This window comes from Pseudomonas sp. HMWF021 (assembly GCF_003061005.1).
Classification (GTDB): domain Bacteria; phylum Pseudomonadota; class Gammaproteobacteria; order Pseudomonadales; family Pseudomonadaceae; genus Aquipseudomonas.
This window is the reverse complement of sequence record NZ_QAIK01000185.1, coordinates 1-22949: the sequence shown is the minus strand read 5'-3', so window position 1 is coordinate 22949 and position 22949 is coordinate 1. Positions and strand designations below refer to the sequence as shown.

General features: G+C 48.5%; 18 protein-coding genes. 13 read left to right on the top strand and 5 right to left on the bottom strand.

The genetic code is table 11. From position 1 onward, the window contains the following. The first annotated feature begins 77 nt into the window (after positions 1-77). Together DBR18_RS27000 and rlmF are read left to right on the top strand one after the other, a co-directional pair. Positions 78-4040, top strand: coding sequence for an RHS repeat-associated core domain-containing protein (locus tag DBR18_RS27000; protein ID WP_218277874.1), 3963 nt, complete (start codon positions 78-80; stop codon positions 4038-4040). 270 nt (positions 4041-4310) lie between these two features. Next, positions 4311-5330 carry a 23S rRNA (adenine(1618)-N(6))-methyltransferase RlmF gene (gene rlmF / locus DBR18_RS26990; protein ID WP_108592631.1) on the top strand — a complete coding sequence of 340 codons (1020 nt, stop codon included), beginning with the start codon at positions 4311-4313 and terminating at the stop codon, positions 5328-5330. 190 nt (positions 5331-5520) lie between these two features. On the opposite strand, the gene DBR18_RS26980 is transcribed toward rlmF, so the two are convergent. Next, positions 5521-5802 carry an HU family DNA-binding protein gene (locus DBR18_RS26980; RefSeq protein WP_003221909.1) on the bottom strand — a complete coding sequence of 94 codons (282 nt, stop codon included), beginning with the start codon at positions 5800-5802 and terminating at the stop codon, positions 5521-5523. Between the two features lie 395 nt (positions 5803-6197). On the opposite strand from DBR18_RS26980, the gene yejK reads away from it, so the two are divergent. Both yejK and DBR18_RS26970 read left to right on the top strand, forming a co-directional pair. Continuing rightward, a complete protein-coding gene (gene yejK / locus DBR18_RS26975; RefSeq protein WP_108592630.1) occupies positions 6198-7202 on the top strand; it encodes a nucleoid-associated protein YejK in 1005 nt (334 codons plus the stop codon). After that, positions 7202-7552 (top strand): glutaredoxin family protein, encoded by a 351-nt coding sequence (locus DBR18_RS26970; RefSeq protein WP_108592629.1) that lies wholly within the window; start codon positions 7202-7204, stop codon positions 7550-7552. Before yejK ends, DBR18_RS26970 begins: the two co-directional genes overlap by 1 nt. A gap of 84 nt (positions 7553-7636) precedes the next feature. On the opposite strand, the gene DBR18_RS26965 is transcribed toward DBR18_RS26970, so the two are convergent. Further along, positions 7637-8572, bottom strand: coding sequence for a glutathione S-transferase family protein (locus DBR18_RS26965; protein WP_108592627.1), 936 nt, complete (start codon positions 8570-8572; stop codon positions 7637-7639). A gap of 232 nt (positions 8573-8804) precedes the next feature. Here DBR18_RS26965 and DBR18_RS26960 point away from each other — a divergent pair, with 232 nt between their 5' ends. From DBR18_RS26960 to DBR18_RS26945, 4 genes are read left to right on the top strand one after another with little or no spacing between them, the layout of a single operon-like run. Then, a complete protein-coding gene (locus DBR18_RS26960) occupies positions 8805-9956 on the top strand; it encodes a tyrosine-type recombinase/integrase (RefSeq protein WP_108592626.1) in 1152 nt (383 codons plus the stop codon). Then, positions 9953-11620, top strand: coding sequence for a hypothetical protein (locus tag DBR18_RS26955; protein WP_108592624.1), 1668 nt, complete (start codon positions 9953-9955; stop codon positions 11618-11620). The genes DBR18_RS26960 and DBR18_RS26955 overlap by 4 nt, the downstream gene beginning before the upstream one ends. Beyond that, entirely contained in the window at positions 11617-13500 is a 1884-nt protein-coding gene (locus tag DBR18_RS26950; protein ID WP_108592622.1) for a tyrosine-type recombinase/integrase, read from the top strand. Before DBR18_RS26955 ends, DBR18_RS26950 begins: the two co-directional genes overlap by 4 nt. Continuing rightward, positions 13497-13925, top strand: coding sequence for a TetR family transcriptional regulator (locus tag DBR18_RS26945; protein WP_108592621.1), 429 nt, complete (start codon positions 13497-13499; stop codon positions 13923-13925). The genes DBR18_RS26950 and DBR18_RS26945 overlap by 4 nt, the downstream gene beginning before the upstream one ends. A 118-nt stretch (positions 13926-14043) precedes the next feature. Here DBR18_RS26945 and DBR18_RS28205 read toward each other — a convergent pair whose 3' ends face one another. Beyond that, positions 14044-14871 carry a hypothetical protein gene (locus DBR18_RS28205; protein ID WP_146188808.1) on the bottom strand — a complete coding sequence of 276 codons (828 nt, stop codon included), beginning with the start codon at positions 14869-14871 and terminating at the stop codon, positions 14044-14046. Between the two features lie 503 nt (positions 14872-15374). Between DBR18_RS28205 and DBR18_RS26940 the strand changes: the two genes are divergently transcribed. The 5 genes from DBR18_RS26940 (at position 15375) to DBR18_RS26920 (ending at position 21565) form a co-directional block, all read left to right on the top strand. After that, positions 15375-15590 carry a hypothetical protein gene (locus tag DBR18_RS26940; protein ID WP_108592619.1) on the top strand — a complete coding sequence of 72 codons (216 nt, stop codon included), beginning with the start codon at positions 15375-15377 and terminating at the stop codon, positions 15588-15590. 400 nt (positions 15591-15990) lie between these two features. Further along, positions 15991-19353, top strand: a complete 3363-nt coding sequence (locus DBR18_RS26935) for a hypothetical protein (RefSeq protein ID WP_146188807.1) — start codon at positions 15991-15993, stop codon at positions 19351-19353. Further along, positions 19301-19741: a two-component system response regulator gene (locus DBR18_RS26930; RefSeq protein WP_108592616.1), complete on the top strand. Its 441-nt coding sequence runs from the start codon at positions 19301-19303 to the stop codon at positions 19739-19741. Before DBR18_RS26935 ends, DBR18_RS26930 begins: the two co-directional genes overlap by 53 nt. A 13-nt stretch (positions 19742-19754) precedes the next feature. After that, positions 19755-20918: an alpha/beta hydrolase gene (locus DBR18_RS26925; protein WP_146188806.1), complete on the top strand. Its 1164-nt coding sequence runs from the start codon at positions 19755-19757 to the stop codon at positions 20916-20918. 158 nt (positions 20919-21076) lie between these two features. Then, positions 21077-21565, top strand: a complete 489-nt coding sequence (locus DBR18_RS26920; RefSeq protein ID WP_108592614.1) for a hypothetical protein — start codon at positions 21077-21079, stop codon at positions 21563-21565. Between the two features lie 315 nt (positions 21566-21880). On the opposite strand, the gene DBR18_RS26915 is transcribed toward DBR18_RS26920, so the two are convergent. Together DBR18_RS26915 and DBR18_RS26910 are read right to left on the bottom strand one after the other, a co-directional pair. Then, positions 21881-22183 (bottom strand): GIY-YIG nuclease family protein, encoded by a 303-nt coding sequence (locus tag DBR18_RS26915; protein ID WP_108592612.1) that lies wholly within the window; start codon positions 22181-22183, stop codon positions 21881-21883. A gap of 39 nt (positions 22184-22222) precedes the next feature. Further along, complete coding sequence (locus DBR18_RS26910) at positions 22223-22693, bottom strand: nuclear transport factor 2 family protein (protein WP_003221901.1); 471 nt, start codon at positions 22691-22693, stop codon at positions 22223-22225. Positions 22694-22949 lie beyond the last annotated feature (256 nt).

Sequence of the window (22949 nt, the reverse complement as noted above, 5' to 3'; positions counted from 1 at the left end):
ACATCACAACTGAAACTACCTACCAGAACGCCAACCAACAATCCCGCACTGAAGTTACTAAAGTTGTGCTTGATACCTTGGGAAATATTATCTACAAGGTTGAGAACGAGGTATTCACCGAGTGGACCTATTATCGCGGCATGCCAAAAGAAGAAACGCTCGTAACCGTCGAGAAGTTCACCGATGCATCGGGTATCAGCGGGGTACTCGGATGGATTGGCGACAACCTTCATCCAATCGGCTGGGGGTTTAAACTCTTTGGGAACGCTGGATTATCGTGGGGAACGCAGGAAAAACGCACTGTGGTTAATAGCCGCTATCTGACCAATACAGGAAAGAGAGATTATAACCTCCCAATCGACATTATCTGCCCCGGTAACCCTTATTATTTCAAGGTCTACGTAGAGTCCGAAAAAACCTACGTCATACAAAATGGCAAGAAGGTGTATCTGAAGTGCATTTATTATGGCTACGGTAATTTACCCGTCAGAGGTAACACGGTGAAGGGTCCTGCCGTGGTTCCAACGAGAAAACTCACTGTCTGCAATCCCGATGCCGACCTCAAGGGTAAACTCAACGCCTGGACAGACGGCACCATGATCCTGGAAGACACCGATTACATCACTGATGTTGCGTCAGTTAATCATGGTCGGATTCTGTCAACGTCTCAATGCATTCTTGACGCCAAAGGAAATAAGGTAGCCGGATCTCTAATCAATACCCGTTTTGATTACAAGCTTACGGGAAGCACATTAGAAACAACCACCACGACCACCCCTGAAGGCGTCCCGGCCTTCTATGAAATACAAACCATAGACACTAGTAACGGAGCACTTTTATCCAATACAAATACCTATGGCAAGACCATCACCTACGCCTATGACTCCTTGGGCCGACTCACCGGCCAACAAAGCCCTGATAGCAATACGACAATCATTCACAAGGACTATCAGGCAAAGGGCAATTCCGCTCAACGGATAAGCCCGGCAGGAGAACAAAGCTTCAGATATTTTGATACTCTGGGACGCTTGACCCAAACCTTTCAGCTTAAACCAGACGGTACGGCCTGGCTGTCAATGGACACCACGCAATACGACACACAAGGTCGAAAAGCATCAACCACGGAACACGACTATCGCCCTGACGGTTCCGTACTCGTTAGTCGAACCCAAAAATTCAGTTATAACGATTGGGGAGATTTATCCAGAATTGAGTGGGAGGGGGGTGAGACTCAGCATTATGACTACGACCCTGTCTCCCAGCAGACATCACAGTCGGTCACTTACGGTTCTCGTTCCATTGGCAGCACTTCGGTTTTAATTAGTGAAGATGCTGGAGCAAGTCACCTGGAAACGTATTCATATGCGAACAACCAACTTATAACCTCTCATACTACTCGCTATAATGCCTTTGGCCAGGTTGTTCAAGAGTCCTCTTCTGATGCTCCGATAAGAAATTATTTGTATGACTCGTTCGGACGGCTAACAAATATATCAGCGGCAGGTACCAGTACTATTAACGAATACCCTGCCCATATTCTGAATAACGTCGCGAGCCGTGCGTATTTAAAGTCTAATAATCAAAGGGTCCTCTTGGGAAGCCGCCAGATCGACTCGCTTGCTCGCGTAACGCAAAGCACGCTGGGCGGGCACCTTACAAATTTCTCTTATGAGGCAAACAGTCCATGGGCAAAAAACAATAACCCTCGCAACGACGAGTCTCAACAAACGATCCCCATTACTGTCAGCACTGCCTTCGACCCCGCGGCAAACCGAACCACAGAGACTACCACCGGCGGTGTGGCTCGCAACAGCGAGAATACCACCAGCACCTACCAACACACCTACTCTATTCGTGGTTTGTTGTTGAGTGAAACCGATGCCTTTGGTAATACAACAAACATCAACTATGACAATCAAGGCAACGTAGTTAGCACTTCTAGTAACACCGTCAATGTCAGCTACGTTTATAACACCGGAGGGCAGCTGGCAAAAGAAACGCTCACATGTTTAAACAACAATCGAGAGGTGGTGACGCAGTACGAATACGATTCGCTGGGCCGCGAGGTGAAACGCACTTTCGATATTTCCGGATTTAAATCTCTGGCACTGACGACCACCTTCCACGCCTCAAATAAAATTGCGCAAATGGCGTTATATGAAAATGACGTCTTGTTGCGGGTCGAGCAATTCGATTACGACACCATGGGCAGACTCAAGACCTACCGGTGCGACGGCTCACTGAAACCCTCGACTGCTGAAGGGCTAGTAGTGGACAGCCAAACGTTCAGCTACGATCTCGTCGGAAATATCAAACAATGCGATAGCGTCTCTGAGGGTCGGCTTTTTTCAACTGTTTTTCAGTATGACGGGACGGATCCGACCCAGTTAGTCAGTGTCAATCATCTGGGCTTGGGCAGCACGCAAACTTTCAATTATGACAACCAGGGTTTTTTGGCTGATGCAGATGGTCATAAGCTGACTTACAACAAACTTGGAAAACTAAGTTCCCGGCGCTCCAGCCAAGAGTCTTATCGCTACCTTTACAACAATCTAGGCGATATCGCGGGCTGCGATGGAACCAACTATTACGAGCAGTATTATTACAAACGCTCCTCGCAATATGCACGTAAAGGCATGATTGATATTTATGGTCAATTCTATAATCGGACCTGCATACTACTAAATGATAGCCATAGCTGTTTACTGCAAGAAAACACTTATGCTGCGGCGGGCTATCTATCAACAAGACACAGCTTTGAAATAAAAGATATAAAAGGCACTGTCATCGCGAGCTTCGACACCTGGAACAACAGCTCCACTTTCTTTTCCTATACGCCTTTTGGCTACCGGCCCGTTGATCCACGCCATCACAGCTGGATCGGTTTCAACGGCGAGCCATTTGATCGCACCAATGGCACCTATTATCTTGGTAATGGCGTCAGGGTTTATGACCCGAGGACGCAGAACTTCCAGTCTCCGGATACATTGAGTCCATTCGGCGAGGGTGGTCCCAATGCTCGCAGTTACTGTCATAATGACCCGGTCAATTATAGCGACCCCAGTGGCCATGCGGAGATAGTCAATCAATACACGGTCGTGACCCACAGTCCGGCTATGCGCGACCCCGTAGTACAAGCCATTGTTTATGGGGGGATAGGTGTGGCACTCGCGCCGTTTACCGGTGGAGCGTCGGTGGGCTGGACGGTAGCGGCTACAGGCCTGGCCATCGCATCGGCAGGGTTTGGTATCGCCTCTGCGGCCATGGAAAAAAATGATCCAGATTTGGCGAATATATTCGGCTGGGCCTCATTCGGCACGGGTTTAGCCAGCGGCGCCGTGGCCATAATGGGAGGCGTTGTAGCAGCAAGGGCCGCTCAGACAGCGGCAGGAGCGGGTCGTCAACTAGGAACAGCCGACGCACATTTCACGCAACGCATTATTCAAGGCACCGGAACCAGGGGCGGAGGCCTGGCGGCTGGCACTTCAATTCAAGGTAATGTAACTACTGTACTTAACGGAAAGTCCTTGACTTCAACATATGAACTCTATAGCGGGGGGCCAAGCAGTCGAATACTTTACATCGATGCTCATGGTGCACCGTATAAAAAACATGTTCTCCAACCACTACCAAATACGGAATTCCACTTCCGCGCCCCGAAAGGTAAACCGGCGACGGATCGTGGAAGTAAATGGGATGAACTTTTAACAGCAGACACTCCTTATCGGTATGCCCCAGGCGCAACTAACATACCAAACTACTACCTTGCCGAATATACAATAGCCGACCATTTAACGGGTAACTCCTTAACCCCGGAATTTGCGAAAATCTACAAGGCTGGATTTAAAGAACTAGCCAGACAAGTTGGAACAGATATACTCAGACCTACTTCCACATTACTTTTAAGTGATTTACTCACAACATTAAAAAACGATGGATTTGCTTACGACAAAATAATCGGAAATTTCTGCCGAGGGTCCATCCCCAGGGACACTTCAGAATGGCTTACAAGAACGCGCGTTGCACTAGGATTCTACTGACACACCAAAAGACCTGAATCCTTTGAACCTGGATTCAGGTCTTAAAACCCTTACAACATGCATTAAGCCGCGCACTACGCCCTTTTACTTTCCAAACTAATGTTGAGATGCAGTTTTTTGTGAAACAACCAATAAGAGTTAACACTCCGGTTACGATAACGTGTGAAACATTTATTTTCAGGGCAAATTCCCCCATGGCTAATAATCCCGGGACCTCTGGATGTGGGACAATACCCGCCACTTTCAGCCATACCCGAATCGACCACGCCCATGAACGCCCCCCGCACACCCAAACCTGCGCGCAAAAAGCCTGACTCCGCGACCCCGGCCAAAGCCGTTGAGCCGCGTGAAAAGGCCAGCCTGCACCCGCGCAATCGCCATCAGGGTCGTTACGACTTCCCGGCGCTGATCAAGACCACGCCGGAACTGGCGAAATTCGTGATCACCAACCCGTACGGCAAGGAAAGCATCGATTTCGCCAGCCCCGACGCGGTGCGCGTGTTCAACCGGGCGCTGCTCAAGGCGTTTTATGGCATCGAGCATTGGGACATTCCGGCCGATTACCTCTGCCCGCCGGTGCCGGGCCGTGCCGATTACGTTCACTTCCTCGCTGACTTGCTGGCGAGCATGAACGACGGCAAGGTGCCGCGTGGTGCAATCGTCAACGTGCTGGACATCGGCATGGGTGCCAACTGCGTTTATCCGCTGATCGGCAACAGCGAATACCGTTGGCACTTCCTCGGCTCGGAAATCGATCCGACCGCCGTGGCTGCCGCCCGAGCCATCGTCCAGTCCAACGGGCTGAACAAGGTGATCCAGCTGCGCCAGCAGGAAAACCGCAAGCACATCCTGATCGGCTTGCTGGAGCCGGGCGAGCGCTTTGACCTGACCATGTGCAACCCGCCGTTCCACGCTTCGATGGAAGAGGCGACCAAGGGCAGCGAGCGTAAATGGCGCGCATTGGGCAAGGCCGATCCGAAACGCAAGCTGCCGGTGCTGAACTTCGGTGGTCAGTCCGCCGAGCTGTGGTGTGAGGGCGGCGAAGCGCGTTTCGTGACCCAACTGATCGCCGAGAGCGCGAACTTCCAGCACAAGGTGCTGTGGTTCAGCACACTGGTGTCGAAAGCCTCCAACCTGCCCGCCATCGAAACCGCGCTGAAGAAGGCCGGCGTGCTGGAAAGTCAGGTGGTGGAGATGTCCCAGGGGCAAAAACAGAGCCGCTTTGTGGCCTGGACCTTCCAGACCAAGTCCGAGCAGCAGATCTGGCGTCGCGAGCGCTGGGTGCGCTAACACGCCGATGATTCCATGTGGGAGCGAGCCTGCTCGCGAAAGCGGTAGGTCGGTCAATATTGAAGGTGACTGATCCAACGCTTTCGCGAGCAGGCTCGCTCCCACAATGGTTCAGGGCCAATTGCCAAATCGCAGGCACAAAAAAACCGTGCCCGGATCACTCCGGTGCACGGTTTTTTATCGCTGCGTCTTACTTGTTCACAGCGTCGGTCAGGCCTTTGGCCACAACCAGCTTGATCACTTTCTTGGCAGGGATTTCGATGGCAGCGCCAGTCGAAGGGTTACGGCCAGTGCGGGCAGGACGCTCGGTCACTTTCAGCTTGCCGATACCTGGCAAGGTGATTTCGCCGCCGTTTTCCAGCTGATCGGCAACGATTTGGCCCAGTTGGTCCAGAGCGTTACGCGCGGTGGTTTTCGGCGCGTCGATAGCTTCAGCGATGTCGGCGATCAGTTGGTCTTTAGTAAGAGCCATGTAGTGTTCCTTCCCTATCAAATTCATATGGATTGCAGAGTGCAGTGTCAGCCATCGAGCCCGATCTTCTGGATCTGGCACCCTCGGCGATAACCACGACGAGTCGGGTTATAGATGCCGAAATCAGGGTTTGGTTCGACCTGACAAATGCTGATTGCACGCTTAACGCAGTGACTTCGCGTAAGACCGGGCAAAACTAGCACAGAGACGGGGAAATATCCGCCTCTAGCTACCCATTTGGTCAGGTTTATTGCTCTAAATCGGTAAAAAACTGCATAAGGACCGCCACCCGCCCCGGATTTGCCCTTCACCCCGCGCCAAAACCAGTGGTTGCGGTACACTGGGCGCTTTTTCGGGGGAGCCTGCCCTCCTCCCTTCCACCAGCCGAGAAGCCCATGCCGATCCGTCATTGCATCGTCCACCTGATCGACAAAAAACCCGACGGCACGCCCGCAGTTCTGCACGCCCGTGATACAGAGCTCGCTGAGTCCGCGGCCATCGAGAACATGCTCGCCGACCTCAACGAGAGCTACAACGCCAAACAGGGCAAAGCCTGGGGTCTGTTCCATCCGGAATCCGGTGCGTTCCCGTTCAGCGGCTGGCTGAAGGAATACATGGACGGCGGCAAGGACTTCACCGCGTTCAGCAAAGTCGCGGTCGAGCATCTGCAGAAACTGATGGAAGAATCGAACCTGTCGGTCGGCGGCCACGTGCTGTTCGCCCACTATCAGCAAGGTATGACCGACTACCTGGCGATCGCCCTGTTGCACCACAGCGAAGGCGTGGCGGTGACCGATGAGCTGGATGTGACCCCGTCGCGTCACCTCGACCTCGGCCAGCTGCACCTGGCGGCGCGGATCAACGTTTCCGAGTGGCAGAACAACAAGCAGTCCAAGCAGTACATCTCGTTCATCAAGGGCAAGAACGGCAAGAAGGTTTCGGAGTATTTCCGCGACTTCATCGGCTGCCAGGAAGGCGTCGACGGCCCGGGCGAAACCCGCACCCTGCTCAAGGCCTTCAGTGACTTCGTCGAGAGCGAAGACCTGCCGGAAGACTCCGCCCGCGAGAAAACCAAGACCCTGGTCGATTACGCCAGCAGCCAGGCCAAGCTCGGCGAGCCGATGGGCCTGGAAGAGCTGTCGGAGCTGATCGACGAAGAACGCCCGAAAGCTTTTTACGACCACATCCGCAACAAAGACTACGGTCTGTCGCCGGAGATTCCGGCGGACAAACGCACCCTTAACCAGTTCCGCCGCTTCACTGGTCGCGCCGAAGGCCTGTCGATCAGCTTTGAAGCGCACCTGCTGGGTTCGAAGATCGAGTACGACGAAGAGGCCGGCACCCTGATCATCAAGGGCCTGCCGACCTCGCTCACTGATCAGCTCAAGCGTCGCAACTGATGCTCGGTAATGTGCTGAAGAAGGTCGCACTGGTCCTGCTGGTGGTCGTGGTCTACCAGAACTGGGGCAAGATCGAGCGGGTGTTCAATCCGTCGCAAATGGTCTCGGAGCAGGTTCGTGCCAACGCCAGCGTTGTGCTGTATTCCACCGACTGGTGCGGCTACTGCAAGCAGACCAAGCGTTTTCTCGACAGCAAGGGGATTCCCTTCAAGGAGTTCGACATCGAGAAGGATGCCCAGGCGCGCAAGGCGTATGAGGCGCTGGGCGGGCGCGGGATTCCGTTGATTGATGTCAACGGGACTTTGATTCGCGGGTTTGATCCGGACGAGATCCTCGCGGCCCTGAAGTAACAAGCAAGATCAAAAGATCGCAGCCTGCGGCAGCTCCTACATGAGATCGGTGTAGGAGCTGCCGCAGGCTGCGATCTTTTGCTTTTAACGGGCTTCGATGCGGAAACCAAAACGCGGGAAGTGCACATGCACCACGCCGCCACGCGGGTCTTCGCGGCGCAGGATCAGCTCTTCGCGACCGGCAAACAGCAACTCGCCCACCACCGGATCAACCCCGTAATCCGTCGCGGCAATCGCCACCTGCTGCCCGGCCTTGAACCCGTTCGGATCGACAAACTGCTCATCCGGCAACGCCGCCGGCGTGGAGCTGCGCGCCACTTCCAGCGCTTCCTCGGCGGTCATCGCACTCGCCGCGCCATGACCGAAGCCCAACACACGCTCCAGCCATGTCGCGACAGCTGGATACTCGTCCACCAGCGGCGCCGTCACGTGCGTCGCCTTGAGGAACCACAGCGGATGCGCCAGGGCGAAGTCGGCAATCGACGGCTCGCCGAACAGGAAGTCGCCCTGCTCACGCTGCAACTGCTGCTCGAGCCGCGCCATGAGCGTCGGCCATTGGTGCCTGGCCTGCTCGGCAGACAGTTTGGTTGCCGTGCCACCACTGAACAAACCAGCACGGTCAGCGAGGAACGCCTTGATCGCTTCCGGCGGCAATTTGCCGAAACGCACCGCCACCGATTCCGGCTGGAACACCAGGCTGACCGCATGCTGGAACACCACCGAGTCGGCCCATGCCGCGAAGCTGGCGCTGATCATTTCCTGGCCTTCGGGGAAAAACGCCGGCAGTGCCTTTTCCTGCTCCAGACGACGGGCGATCAGCGATGTGTCGCAATAGATATCGGCACCGATCTGCAGCACCGGGGTCTTGCGGTAACCGCCGGTCAGCGCGGTCAGATCGGGCTTGGGCATCACCGGCGAAATGTGCACCGAGCGCCAGGACAAGCCTTTGAAGCCCAACAGCAGGCGAGCCTTTTCGGCAAATGGAGAGGTCGGGTAATGATGCAGAATCAACTCGGACATGCTCGGCTCCGCCGCACAGAAAGTGAGTCGGCAGCTTAGCGCGCATTTGATTAGCAGCCTACAGATCTGCCTGATGATCTGACACCTTGCAGGCGTTAAATTCGCACTATATTTGGTTTTACAGCTGATCGGCTCGCAGCCTCAGATGGCGATTTACGGATGATGAGATGGCGCTGAGTCCCTTAAAGCACACTAAAAAGACCTGAGTTTGGGTCATTGCGGGGGTTTGCGGATGGAGCTTGTAACATCAAAGAAGAATTTAGTAATCGCAGGGCAACCATACGAGGGCTTCCCTATTCTTCTTTGGAGCTCGATGGAGAGTTGCGTTCCGGTAAATAAATTCTTTCGCCACTACTTGCTCCGCGGCGCAATAGGGTCTAAGCGTTCGTGGATTAGCATCGGGCGCGCTCTTTACGATTTCTTCAGTTTTCTTCAAGCGCATGAATTGGACTGGCGCGATGTTGATCGTGGCGAGGCGAAGAGCTTAGTGGCAGCCTACCGAGACTATTGCCTGATGACGTGCAAATTAGCACGCAACACCACTCGTCAGCGTCTGACTTATATCTGCAAATTCTACGAATATGCCCTAAAAGAGGGATGGGTGAAACGACTTCCCTTTGCTCATGAAGAGCGCACCGTAAAACGTAAACCAGGCTTCTTAGCGCATCTCGATATTAATGGTGGAAGGGTTATGGCGAATAACGTGATGCCCCGAACTGATAGGACTCTGCCCAAGTTCCTTATTATATCTGAAATACAATCACTCCTGGCCGCAACGGAAAATATACATCACCGAATGATGATGCGACTGGCTCTACATACTGGCCTGCGCCGTGAAGAAATCGCCTCCTTCCCGCTCGCCTATGTCTTCGACCCAGACAAGGCGAAACGAACCGAGCGCAACATTCGAGTTAGGCTCGATCCGTTCGACGGCAGCGGCATGGTGACCAAAGGTAGTAAGTCACGAACTATTTTCGTCAGCAGGCAGTTCATGGGCGAACTCTACCGCTATATGACGAAGATGCGCGGTGAGCGCTCATTAACAAACAACCGCTCGCCGCAATCGCTGTTCCTCAACCAATGTGGGAAATCCTATAGCGCCGACGGCAAGAGCCTCAACCGGATAATCAAAATTTGCGGAAAACGTGCTGGAATTAACGTCCATATGCACATGCTCCGGCATTCCTACGCAACCCATACCTTAGTCAGCCTCCAGCGTAACCCCGCGAGCGGTCTAGAGCCACTGGTATTTGTTCAACGCCAACTTGGCCATAGTTCAATTCAAACGACCATGGTTTACCTTCACTTAATAAACGAAATGGCAGACGAGGCAGTGTTGGCGTATGACGATGAACTGAACGCGTTGGCGGAGGCTCTACAATGAGCAAACGCAAAATTTTTACTAAGACAGACATCGATGTCCCTGAAATCGATCACACCCACGATTTGAAAGGGAATGTGGTTATTTTGTCCGAAGTAGTACCTCCTAACAACACCCGAGTCCTATTCGGGCGAAACGCCTCAAGTCGTCGTAGTTTTGATTTTGCTCGTTGGTATGGCGTTGGCATTGACCCTATTACCTACGCATGCCAACGCCAGGTTGAGCGCTTCTTATTTGGCCAAGATGGCGCTCCCACAAGAAGCAGCGTGGCCAACATCTGTCACGCGGGACTAAACAAATTCCTTGAATTTTGCGCACTACGCAGTAGGGCTTTTTGCCGTGATTTGGCCTTGTCCGACGTCAATCGAAATTTGATTGACGGTTTTCTCGGTCACTTGGCACTACAAACTGTGGTAGTTAATACACAGAGAACTTATTACACAAAAACAAAGTCGGTGTTGGTAGCCTTGGGACAGCGCGGGCTAATACCTCTGGTCATCTCCGGTGATGATGCAACGTTTCCGCGTAGCCCCTTTCCTAACAGCAATCGCACAGCGAACGGCGAAAGTGCACTCAGCAAACGTGAGCGGCAAGAATTTATCGTTGCATTACAGCAGGCTATAAAACCCATATGGAACGAAGATGTTACAGTAACCGGAGAACTCTTAGCGTACGCGCTTCTCATCGTGGCGCTGTTCACAGGACGCAATACCACGCCATTATTGGAAATGGACCGTCTCTGCCTGCGTCCACATCCTAAAGCTAATATGGTCTTCCTAATTCTATGGAAACGACGTGGCTATAACACTAGCAAGGTGGCTCTCCGCACCGCGTCATCCGAACGAACTTTGGAGTTCACACCTAGCATTAGAACTAATGTAGAGCAATTAATTCGCCGAGTGATTGCTCTAACTGAATCGCTCAATGAAGAAGCTCCCAACGACCTTAAAGGCCGAGTATGGCTGTATCGAAGTCGGCGTGATAAGCAGGTCACTGCGTTGATTGAAGAGGTTTTGAGAGCCTCGATTATTCGACTTGTAAGAGAGCACAATCTAAAAAATGCCGATGGAAACCCATTGCACGTCAATATCTCGCGCCTGCGTAAGACGTTTGCCAACCGCATTTACGAGATAGCCAATGGCGATTTAGCAATTACCGCCGCCAGCCTCGGCAATACTCCTCAGGTGACAGATCAAAGTTATTTATCGATCGGCGAAAATGCTCGCTGTAACTGGAAATTCATGGGCGAGATACTTGTTCAGGAGTTGCTAACGGGAAGCATCGGCGCCACCTACAAAGAGACTCCTATGGGGCGCTGTACAGATCCCGTGGAAGGTCAATATGCACCAAAGCGCGAAGGCGCAACCTGCATGAATTTCATGAATTGCCTGCGTTGTAAACATTACGCAGTAACAGGTGAAGACTTATACAAGTTATTCAGCTTCTATTTTCGCGTCCTGGCGGAGCGATCACGCATGGAGAAGCGACGCTGGGCGAGAGAGTACGCACATATACCCCGTTTGATTGATCACTACATCGTGGCTGAGGGACTTCGGCGTGGCATTTTCAATACAGTGGCCGTGGAGGCAGCCCGTGAGCGCGCGCGAATCTCGCCGCATCCATTCTGGTCGGTTGATCTAATCGATAGTCTGGAGGTGTTTGCATGAACGACGACATGTTGGCGAAACCCTGGCAAAACCTTGCTATCCAGCCGGAAGATGTGCGCGAAACCCCAAAATCCGATCTCGATGCCCTAATCATCAGCGCGATTCAAGTCGATGGGGATTGGGTCATCCTTAGTCGTTATGAGGATGACATTTGGCAGCTAACCGGATTTACCACCAATGTGACTATCAACAGAACACGTCTTAACTTTAAGACCCTGCCTCCGGCGTTTCGGGCATTAATGAAGGCGATTCTTTACCGTTATCTGCGGCGCGGACGCCGAAGTGCAGATAAGCCGAAAGGCAATATGGTTAGACAACTTTTCAACGACGCAAGGCCATTTCTTCGTTACTTGGAGCAGCAGGGAATCGAACATTTTGGAGCGGTGCCCACCCTTATATGCGCATCCTATGTGACTGCCAGCAAAGCGCAGTTTCAAACAAGAGGATCCACATGTAAGCCCCTATCGGCGCGTGCGCTTCAAGCACGTTTCGTCGCAGTTGAGGCGCTCTATGAACTAAGCCAGTACACAAACGACAGGATGCTGGAACACCCATGGCCCGATACCTCCGCGAAACAAATTGCGGGGCTTATCGGTAGTTCACAGGGAGGCTTGACCCCTCTAATTCCAGACGATGTGTTCTGCACTCTATTCAAGCGGGCCTACGAAAAAATTGAGAATGGCAAGCAGCTGCTTGAACTCCGTGACACGCTTTATGAGGTCGCGTTACGACGACAATCACAATCAATCGCGTCCATCAATCAAGCTAAGAACCGCCGTCTAAAGATACTGGGCTGGGAAGGTGGCCTAAGGTCATTGAACAGAGCGCTGATCGATCTGCGAACGGCATGCTACATAGTTCTGGCTAGTACATCAGGCTGCCGCCAACATGAGTTGACGAATCTCCAACTCGGGGCCTCCCACCGCACTCAAGACGATGATGGCAATATCTATCACTGGATGCGATCACGGTCGGAAAAAACATATGTCGGAATCCATAACTGGATGATACCGGAAGCCGCTGTGCGCGCGTTGCGCATGATGGAGCGATGGTGCGCACCTTATCAGACCGCTATCGTAACCGAAATTCTGCAGAGGCGGCGTGCAAACCCTCGTGACCCGCAAATAACCGAGGCACAAAAGCATCGCCATGCGCTCTTTCTTAGTGAACATCACAGCTTGGGCAATCAAGTGAGAACGCTAACAAATGTGGCCCTAGGGATGAATCTCAAAAAATTTGCCAAGGATTGCGGACTGAGCTGGGATCTCGCTAGCCACCAATTTCGCCGCAAATTCGCCAACTACGCTGCGCACAGCCGCTTCGGCGACTTACGTTACCTCAAAGAGCATTTCGCGCACTGGACACTGGACATGACCTTGGGCTATGCCTATGACGACAGTTGCGGACAACAGTTAGATCTTGAGCTTTACGCAGACGTCCAAGCTGAGATCGAGGATATAAAACTAGGCGTCGTAAACAACTGGCTAGAAAATACCACCCTAGCGGGAAACTACGGCCGCTCTATAGTGCAATGGCGTCGAGAGCCGAAAAATCTATTGATTTATAAGGATCGCGCCTCAATGGTGAAGTCCATTGCCGAGAGCACCGCGATTCGAAGCAACGGCCACGCTTATTGCACCGCGGACAATGACGGATGCATAGGCAATACTCTTGAGCGAACACGATGTGCGAACTGCAACAACGCCGTAATCGAGCCACGTCATGCAGTAATTTATCAGCGACTCTACGATGATCTTAAAGAGCTGCTGCATTGTCAGAATATTGGTGAGAGCGGGCGCCTCCGAGTTGAGCGCGACCTAAATCGCTGCCGTGACGTGCTCATTCATCTGGGAATAAAACCGGAATTATTAATTATATGAAACCCAAAACTTATTCCGCAAAACACAAACAGGCAGAGGATCGCGAGAAAGATCTTAAACTCGCCCTCCTGCGTATTCGAAAGGGCCGTTCGCGTATTAATGAAACCAAGGTAACTATTGCCGCAGTTGCTCGCGAGGCGGGAGTATCCGCAGCTTTGATCCACAACTATTATCCAGGCATCGCCGAAGCCATTCGTGAAGCCCAGAGCAACACCAGTGAATCTATGCAAAATGTAAAGCAGCGAGACCTGATTGCTGAACGCGAGAAATCCGCCAACTACCGCAATGAGATTAAAGAATTGCGGACGAAGGTCGCTCTTCTCGCATCCATAAATGAAGTTTTATTGGACGAGAATCGCGCCCTTAAAGAAAAGATGACGGACCTTACAGTTGTAAATCTAAAACTTAGAAGCACCTCTACTTGACTCCCTTCAACCACGCATGGAAATACCTTTTGCATACGAACTACCATTTTTGAAGCACCACGGAAACCTTAAAGACAGTTTGGAGTTTCATACAGCAGGCATAGTCCTGAGACAGACATTACCCCCAGAAACCACTCTCAATCTTAACCAAGTTCTCAAAAACCTCCAATTCATAACCAGATATCACCGCTACACGTGGGGGTAAACCACCATATTTTATTGAAGGCTTGCTCAACCAGCGATCCGCTAGCTCTCGATTGCCGAACACATGCATAGTGCGCCTTAAAAGCGAGCTTTCAATTTCATTTATAACTTTTGGATTACAACCTAAAACCACAATGGCTGCTTGAACATAAAGTGAAAAATAATCATAGAAAGAAGGGCAATATTTATCTGAGACTGATTGCACTAATTGCGATTGAAATTTCCCACAAAAAAGTGTTGCGGGAAACTCTCCCCCCTGGATAAGAATTAGCGCCGAATACAAACTTGCTAAAACCCATCCCAAAGGAATATCTTTCAGCCGCTCATTAAGCAAAATATAAATATAAGCAGCTCGCTGTAGCGGGCAGATTATACTTCGCGACCTTACTATATAAAACTTTATCGAATCTTTTACCTCAACTTTACTGCCAACCAAAAACCCATCCAAATATTTATAAATTTCCGCCTCACCATTAAATCTCAAAACCTTTAAATATAGTCTTTTTACCTCCTCTACAAAATCATCTCCACCCCTCCCCTCAAGTGCGTTAGCCGACATTCTTAAAAAGTTGGAGGGACCCCAACAAAAACTAAAGTCTCCCTCCTCAGCCAAAGAGGAATAACCTCTAGGATCTACAGCCTTATCGATCCATAAACCTCCTACCTCAATACTAATTTCGCGCAGAACTTCCAATCTGCGTGTAACCATCGAAACTGAAAAAAATCCGAACTCATACTTCACACATCACCTCCTTGCTAAAGCAAAGAAAAGCAACAAAATCCAAAATATGTTAAATCCAATTTTAATATTGAAAATCAATACACAGTATACGTAAACCTGTAGCCTTTTCAAAAAACATCCAAAATAGTCAATTCACAGTTCCTTTAACTGATATTCCGTTAATTCGATCGGACGTGCGCACTCCGTCCATGACACAAGTCTGCATCGTACTTTTCTGCATCTAGGCCCTGCGGCTAACACCCTGGAGTCCAAAGAAACCTTCCAATTCACTTCAAGCAATAGTCAGTACGCTCAGCGTACTCATGCACGGTACATCCACGACTGAGTGAGACACTGCTCCAGCTGGGGCAACCAATTGTTTTTTATAGACATTATTAAAATAACTCAAAACCTCCGCCATAGATGCGTCGTTTGACGTGATGCAAATTCGAAAATAATTTGCTCTAATCTGGTGAAATCGGACTCGGATTGCCCCCCTCCTCTGCCTGAATGGAATCGATAGCATGCACAGCGAATACTCACTGACCGACGTTTTAGAAAGGATTTATCACAATCAACTCGCACTAGAAGCGGCTCTCATGGAACTAACCCTATGGGTGGAGCAACGACAGCCAGGAGACGTCGGTGAGAACGTGCGGGCATCACTTGAGACCATTGGTGAAAATGCAGGCTATATCAAGCAAGGATTGGCACGTCTAAAGGCCCTAGAATCGCGCTAATCACCTGCTGCAACCGTTATCTTGACATGCACTGGGAGTACCACGAGGCATAGGTGTTCAAAACCCTAGTAACTCATATCACGCTATCGTCACCCAGCTTTGTAGGTTATGCGTTACGCCTTTGTGGTAAGGAACCTATGGACAAGGCACAGTCCGCAGTTCAGATCTCAGATCAGGATCTACTGCTGCCATTGGCCACACCCGACGCTCAAGCCACAACATCAATGTGCCATCAAGGCCATTTGGGTGTAATCTAAGAGTAGGCGTGATTGCTGCAATGGATACCAAACTGAGATCTGCATTTGCAGAAGTTCAGAAAAGAAAAATTCACTATCGACAAAAATTTTGTCTTAAGTATACATCCTTCACAACTTGTATATGATCTAGGGACGCTTATAAATTGGCTAAGAAAAAAGTTAAAATAAAATCCCGAACAAGGATATCAAGCGACCCTAACATCTACATGAGGCGGCATGGCGAAACAATGGCTAACGTTGGGTACAGAATTGTAACTCAACTCAAAAAACTTAGTGACGCCCGCAGACTTGATCAGATTCTAGAGCTCGCCAAGAACAAACAACTGCCATCGATGTTAGTCCCAATTTACGAAAGCAAGAATCACTACCACATAGTAAGTGTCAAAAATTTTGTTTCTCAAGAGAACTATATTTATTGGGCTTTAGGCTTATTTCATAGATGCGCTACACAACTTAAAAGCTTTAACGAAGCACGCATTAACTTTAATGCTGAACTGCTAGCGGGAAATGCAAATAACGCACTGGACCACCTGAATACAGTTGACTCCATTAGTATCAGTTGGTGGGCAATAGAAAACAAAGTACACATTTTAAAAGAATTAAACAGGGAATCTGTTAAAGAGTACATCCAAAACATCAAAGATAGCTTTCCCAACCATGATGTCTCCAGCAGAATTAAAGAAATTCTGCTCATGTCCGAAAGCAGTTCTATTGGAGTTTTTGCGGGAATTTTAGATTCACAACTCAATGAGTACCGAGCCTCGGGCATTCAAAGCGCCATAGAATATGGCGCTGTTATTTCGTGCATGCAACTACCTATCTCGTTCGACCCAGATAGAAGGCTGACGCTAGATCAACTATACCTTTACCGGATGGAATCAGTAATTGATCAATATATACTTTTCAAAACAATAATATCAGAAATTTATTTAAAAGATGGCACTATTGACACATTCCTTATAGAAAAGATTCGACAACTTGCTGATTTTCTCGATGATGGAGAACTCAAAAGTCTAGTAGATAATAGTTCAACTTCAGACGACCAACTGCATCCAAAAATACTTAAAATAGTGGATGACTACACTCACGGTGCTTACGACAATGTAATCAATTCAGTAGTCGATCTTGTAAATCAAAGATCACAGCTACCTGTTGGACTAATAGAGATTTTTGCGAGATCAAAGCTTTACAACAATGACCGCTCCGAGAAAACCTTATACGATCATCTATCTAATAGCTTTGCAAGCATCCTTATGCTTGAACCGAATAGCGATGAGCGGATTGAATATCTACATAAGATGTGCGTTAAATTCCGAAATGAATTGTGGTCAAAGTCGTTAATGTTCCATCTTTCGTGCGTACTAGAGGAGATTGTTGATAGCTCCGTGATAGAGCTGAGTAGAAAGGATACACGCGCGCTAGGACCTTTCAATACGCCTAAAGCAAATTCTCAGAATCACACGCTACAAGTGGTACTTGACTCACGCGCAGACCAAATTCCTATTGAAAGGACAATCAGGCACCAACACGACGCGCATTCAGTCAAAGACCTAGATCGCACGCAGTTCCCAATTTTATCAGACTTCCTTAAGGTTCAGTCGAGACAATATAAAAACACCAAGAGTTGGATGAAGCTAATAAACTTCGCCATCGACAACTATTTTTTAAACAAATTTTCCTTTTATCATCTCCCTATGAATGTAATCTGCAGAGAGGTTTCTGACTTAGAAAAATCTGACAATGCGACTATGATCTCATGCCTGATAATACTGGACATTTACGGCAAAGAGATAAATGGAGCATACGATGAGATAAAGTCCGAGTTATTCGTTGACCTATTAGATGCGAACAGCACGCACAAACCGACTGACTTATTCCATAAAAATAACATAGACAAGAACGAAGCTTACTACCTAAGAAATATTTGCATATCATCTCAGCTAGACAATGTCGGCGCTTACAAAAATAATGATGAAGTCATTCATGAACGAGTGGCCATATTAGATAAATTAATTCTAACTTTCCCCAGCGATAGTGAAGAACTCAAATTGGAGAAGGACAAAGTCCTTGAAACTTTATTCTCAGACAAACTGAGAGCAAAAATTGAAACTGGTAAACTTTTTGTAGATGTACAAGCGCTAGAGACGCACAGAAAACAATCATACAAAACTCTTTTTGAACAAGCGAAGTCTATAGAAGGGGGCACGGTACTTGACCCTATAAACCTAAAAGAAGATATCAACAGACACTCTGCTGATATTCTAGAAATCACAGCTGACAATTCTGGCCTGCCCAGGGCAGTTACGTCCAACGAAAAAACAAGCATTTTATATAAGATATTTAACAATACCGCCAGAGACTTTGCCTTAAATGAAAATTACGGTCTTGATAAATATCTCAGTGCAGAAATCAGACACACTGTATTCATTACACAACTTAGAGCATGCTTCGAAAAAGCACACTTGATTACGGTGGAAAAAAACGGCGAATACTTGCCCAATATTTTTTGGGATGACAAATACTCCTACTTATCAACGCCTATCAAGGATGAAGTTGATCAGCATTTTAAAGATTTCTCAAGAAACATAGATACAATACTTAAGAAAACAAACAATTTTTTCAGAGTAACAGTTGATGGCTTCGGAATCGACGAATATATCTTTGATTTCTCGGCGTACTATCACCGCCTAGTCGAGATCTCTAAGCTAATTGATGCGCACAGCAACTTTGAAAGCTTCTTTAATGCTTTGATTGACTTCATGTGGGAGCTGTCTGCTGAGCATGCAAAAAAGGCGCAAACGTTAATTAATGATACTCTTCACCCACAAATACTTAATGAAATACAGCTCCTTGAAAACAACATAACCTTTACCAAGGCTGGCGCCCCTATGGGCGAATTGATGCAAGAGATTAAGAATTGCAGATCCAACTTCAGCAAAGAAATAGAATTAGTTCTTAATTGGTTTCGATTCGTAGGAGCAGACGGAGCAAACACTCTTGAAAAATTGGCAGTAGTCGTTGACGCATCGGTGACTTCTTTTAAATCAATTTACAGCCATAAAGGAGCACAAATTAATTTCAACCAACCGAGAAAAGAACTTACCTTAAACTATCGCGAAAGCCGATCACTTTTTATTGCACTATTCACTGCAATTGAAAACGCAGTAAAGTATCGTAAATCAAACTCTATTGTGAGTATCGACTGCTACTCTGAGGAAAATAAGGAAATCATACAAATAACAAACCTTATAGAGCCGGAAACATTTGGTGATAGAAATGAGTTCATGACCAAACACAGGTCGACCTGGAACGAAAAAAACTCTAATCTAAGTAGAGAAGAAGGTGGTAGTGGACTTTATAAAATATACAACCTCCTTCACAATTCCTCCTCAGGATTTTCGTTCGATATCAATATAGATGACAATAAATTCTACGCAGTAGTGGAGCTGAATCATGAAAGTTTTAATAATAGAAGACAACCACCTGAAGAGAGAAAAGATATTTGATTATCTTACACAAGAGTTTGAAGTCGAGATATCTGAGGCAGCCTCTTATAACAGCGGCCTTGCTATTGCTACTGAGCGACAGTTCGATTTTATAGTCTTAGATATGAGCATGCCGACATTTGACCGGACAGATACAGATAGGGGCGGCCGTTTTAGGACTTTGGCAGGAAAAGACATCGTCACTAGATTAAAGAAACTTAATCGCCTGAGTCCCTTTGCTGTACTAACAGGCTATACAGACTTTAGTGACGAAACAAAAAACCTTAACATTGATGAAATCAATGACTTACTAGCAGTTATGGGTGAACATTATAAAGGGATAGTTTTTTTTGATTCAACAAACTCAGTGTGGAAAGAAAAGCTTTCAGGGATCATAGAGCGCTTATAAATTGATAAAAATTTTGATTGTTGACGACAGCGAAACAAGAGTTGAATTGATCGTAGACTCCATAGAAAAGGCCCATCCTCCAGGCTCGCTCTATATTAAAGTCTGCGAATCTTCGGATTTGGCACGTCAAGCGCTACTTGAACATTTCGACCTTCTTGTACTAGACGTTCTGTTACCGAAAAAGCTCAAAGGCACCCCATCGGCGGTGAATAGTACAAAGCTTCTCTCAGACATATGCGATCCGAATAAAAAGTATATTCGACCGTCTCTAACAGTAGGACTCACCGCGGATATCGAGTACCTACAAAAGCATCAAGGAGAGTTTCAAAAGAACGCCATAGTTGTTTTAGATGGTTCAGTATCTAACATTGATTGGCTGGATACTTTAGGGGAGCAGATACAAAGCCTTATAGGTGCCAAAAGAAAAATTGTTCGTCACGAAGTAGACAGACTGTTAATTACAATTCATGGCATCAGAACTTTCGGAAAATGGCAAGAAGCTTTGGGCAGTTCAATGCAAGCCTATTCCAGGGATTTTGAGTTTGTAGATGTAAAATATGGATTTTATGACATTGTTTCTTTTGCGATACCATATTTAAGAAATCGAAAAGCAAAGCAAGCATCACAACAGGTAATATCGGCTTTAGAAGCCAATCCAGGCAAACATGTATATATCGTCGCTCATAGCTTTGGTACATATGTCTTGCTGGAAGCGCTAAAAAAAATTAAAACGGCCGAAGTAGTAAAGTGCGTCATAATGTGCGGGAGTCCCCTACCTCATGATACTGACATTAGCCCCATATTAAGATGTTCAAAAATAACTATAAATGAATGCGGTATTAACGATGCAGTTCTATTATCTTCTAGGTTGCTTCTCTGGGGCACGGGAGACGCTGGCAGAGTGGGATTCAGAACTCAACACTCACGGAAGTTTATGAATCGTTACTATAAAGGCGGACATTCTTTATATTTTGAAGACTATGAAGATTCTTCGTTCTACAATAGATTTTGGACGGAAACGTTGACATTGGACGTTGCGCCTATACCTCACGATGATCGTAACCACTACTTTGGCCACGACCTTGTTGACCTTGCTGTAAAGATAATCACCATAATAAAACCACTCTTTTATATTGGCGGCGCAGCTGCGATAATTTACGCATTAACTATGCGATAAAACTTTAGACCAATTAAACAACATATCGCCATCAAATACCACATGTACTCCACTATCGATGGCGAGAGAATCAAAAGAGACATTGATGTTAAATTTTCCACATACTCGCCCATATAATTAACTTACAAATATTTTCAAACCAACCATGGATATGCAAGATGCTTAAGATACCATCGCTTGATTCAAACACTATTTGCGCTCAAATAAAGCTTGCAGAAGATATGCTATTGGTAACTCAAATGGAGCTCAAAAATGTGCGACATCAAATGATTGAAGCCAAGGCGGATGAGCTGAGAGCCAAAGCTTTAATCGAATTTCTGGGGCGTACTGATGAACGTAAAAACAACTTGTATCCGTTTAGTTCATTTCGAGACAACTACATGTCCGCGGGTTTCGGCGGAATTAAAGTCGAAGAGTTAGACGAACACATGGATTACCTTAACCTAGTTATTTCCAATGCTCGCTCGAAAGAAAATGAAGCGCAGAGCCTAGAAAATTTGGAGATCTTGCTTAAAAAGGATATCGACCAATTGAGAACAGTCGCTAGCGTAGGTTTCAGGAATTACTATAACTATCTGGCAGTGAAAGACATTTGGTGGGGACAAAGTGCGCTGTGTAATCCTCATAAATACTCCCGGGCGACCTGAGATATTTCCGTCTTAGCGAAGGTGTACTTCCGGTCTAGAACTGTGACAAAGGCACACCATTCAGTCCAGTCTTTGCGGAGTCCGTTTGCGGTCTCCAACTCCTTCGCGCAAGTCATGGAGGTAGATCATTCGGGGCTGAGCGTCGTACCAAATCAATATGTCGGTGAGTTTTGTAGAACCACTCATCCACATTGGAAAGATTTAATATTTCATCCTTCACAAAAATCAAAAAATATCAGCCTACTCAACCTTTTGATTTACCTAATGAAATTTACAACTAACTGTTAACAAGGCACCAGAACTGATGGGAACCGATCAGTCAGATTGATAAGACGCGACCAGGCACTCCTTGGCGCTTTTGCGCAGCTTTTTGATCAGCCGTTCCTGACGCAGCGCATCGCTCTTGTCGCGACAACGCTCGGTATAGACCAGTGCCATCGCCGGGCTGGACAGGAAGAAGCGCGCGCCCTTGCCGCTTTGATGCTTGGCGAAGCGGCGCACCGGATCGTCGCTGATCCCGCAGTACAGCGAACCATTGGCTGCGCGCACGAGGTAGACGAACCAGGATTTGCTCACTGGCTCGACGACTTCAACGGTTTTTTCGCTAAGGCTGGTCACTTCGGGATCAAGGTGTGCAGGAAACAGGCCGCGATCTTATCAGCGACCGGCCTGAAATGCCTTCAGCCCTTTCAACGCCTGCGCGCGAACCGCGTTGCGCACCAGTGGCGTCCAGCCCAGCAGCAGGCCTTTGAACCCCAACGCCTGACGCGACCAGCGCCACAGGTCGAAGTGATCATGGTGCTCGCAGATCTTGCCGTCGCGAAAGACGAAGCGCGCCTGAATATCGTTGATCACCACGTTGCCGGTCTGGCTGAACAGATACGTCGCCACCCAGTGCGCACCGCCGCTACGCTCATCGGCGCGGACATTGTCGAAAGTCAGGGAAAAGTCCTTGGCGCGGGTGGTGAGCATGCGCCACATGTCGCCGGCATCGCGCCCGCGCAACTCGCCGAAGGCCGGGTCACTGAACACCACGTCATCGGTGTAGCAGGCGGCCATGGCCTCGGCATCCAGACGCTGGAAGGCCTGGTAGAAGCGGGTGATCAACGCGGCGTGGGCTTCGCTCATGGGCAGACTCCGGGAGTTGGAAAGATTGCCAGCACGATAAGCTGCAAACGCCGGAAACACTATCGGCATTCGCGCACCGAATACCCGCAGCACAAAAATCCTGTAGGAGCTGCGGCACGCTGCGATCTTTTGATCTTCAGGATTTAAAGATCAACATCAAAAGATCGCAGCGTGCCGCAGCTCCTACAGGTGTCAGACTTTTTCGCTTTGTACTTGGACGTAGAGTGCACGTCCGGCACCCAGACCGGCGATGATT

Bases quoted from the DNA above. Each gene is read 5' to 3' on its own strand.
- rlmF (WP_108592631.1), top strand. From the start codon at position 4,311: ATGAACGCCCCCCGCACACCCAAACCTGCGCGCAAAAAGCCTGACTCC.
- DBR18_RS26980 (WP_003221909.1), bottom strand. From the start codon at position 5,802: ATGGCTCTTACTAAAGACCAACTGATCGCCGACATCGCTGAAGCTATC.
- yejK (WP_108592630.1), top strand. From the start codon at position 6,198: ATGCCGATCCGTCATTGCATCGTCCACCTGATCGACAAAAAACCCGAC.
- DBR18_RS26970 (WP_108592629.1), top strand. From the start codon at position 7,202: ATGCTCGGTAATGTGCTGAAGAAGGTCGCACTGGTCCTGCTGGTGGTC.
- DBR18_RS26965 (WP_108592627.1), bottom strand. From the start codon at position 8,572: ATGTCCGAGTTGATTCTGCATCATTACCCGACCTCTCCATTTGCCGAA.
- DBR18_RS26960 (WP_108592626.1), top strand. From the start codon at position 8,805: ATGGAGCTTGTAACATCAAAGAAGAATTTAGTAATCGCAGGGCAACCA.
- DBR18_RS26955 (WP_108592624.1), top strand. From the start codon at position 9,953: ATGAGCAAACGCAAAATTTTTACTAAGACAGACATCGATGTCCCTGAA.
- DBR18_RS26950 (WP_108592622.1), top strand. From the start codon at position 11,617: ATGAACGACGACATGTTGGCGAAACCCTGGCAAAACCTTGCTATCCAG.
- DBR18_RS26945 (WP_108592621.1), top strand. From the start codon at position 13,497: ATGAAACCCAAAACTTATTCCGCAAAACACAAACAGGCAGAGGATCGC.
- DBR18_RS26940 (WP_108592619.1), top strand. From the start codon at position 15,375: ATGCACAGCGAATACTCACTGACCGACGTTTTAGAAAGGATTTATCAC.
- DBR18_RS26930 (WP_108592616.1), top strand. From the start codon at position 19,301: ATGAAAGTTTTAATAATAGAAGACAACCACCTGAAGAGAGAAAAGATA.
- DBR18_RS26920 (WP_108592614.1), top strand. From the start codon at position 21,077: ATGCTTAAGATACCATCGCTTGATTCAAACACTATTTGCGCTCAAATA.
- DBR18_RS26910 (WP_003221901.1), bottom strand. From the start codon at position 22,693: ATGAGCGAAGCCCACGCCGCGTTGATCACCCGCTTCTACCAGGCCTTC.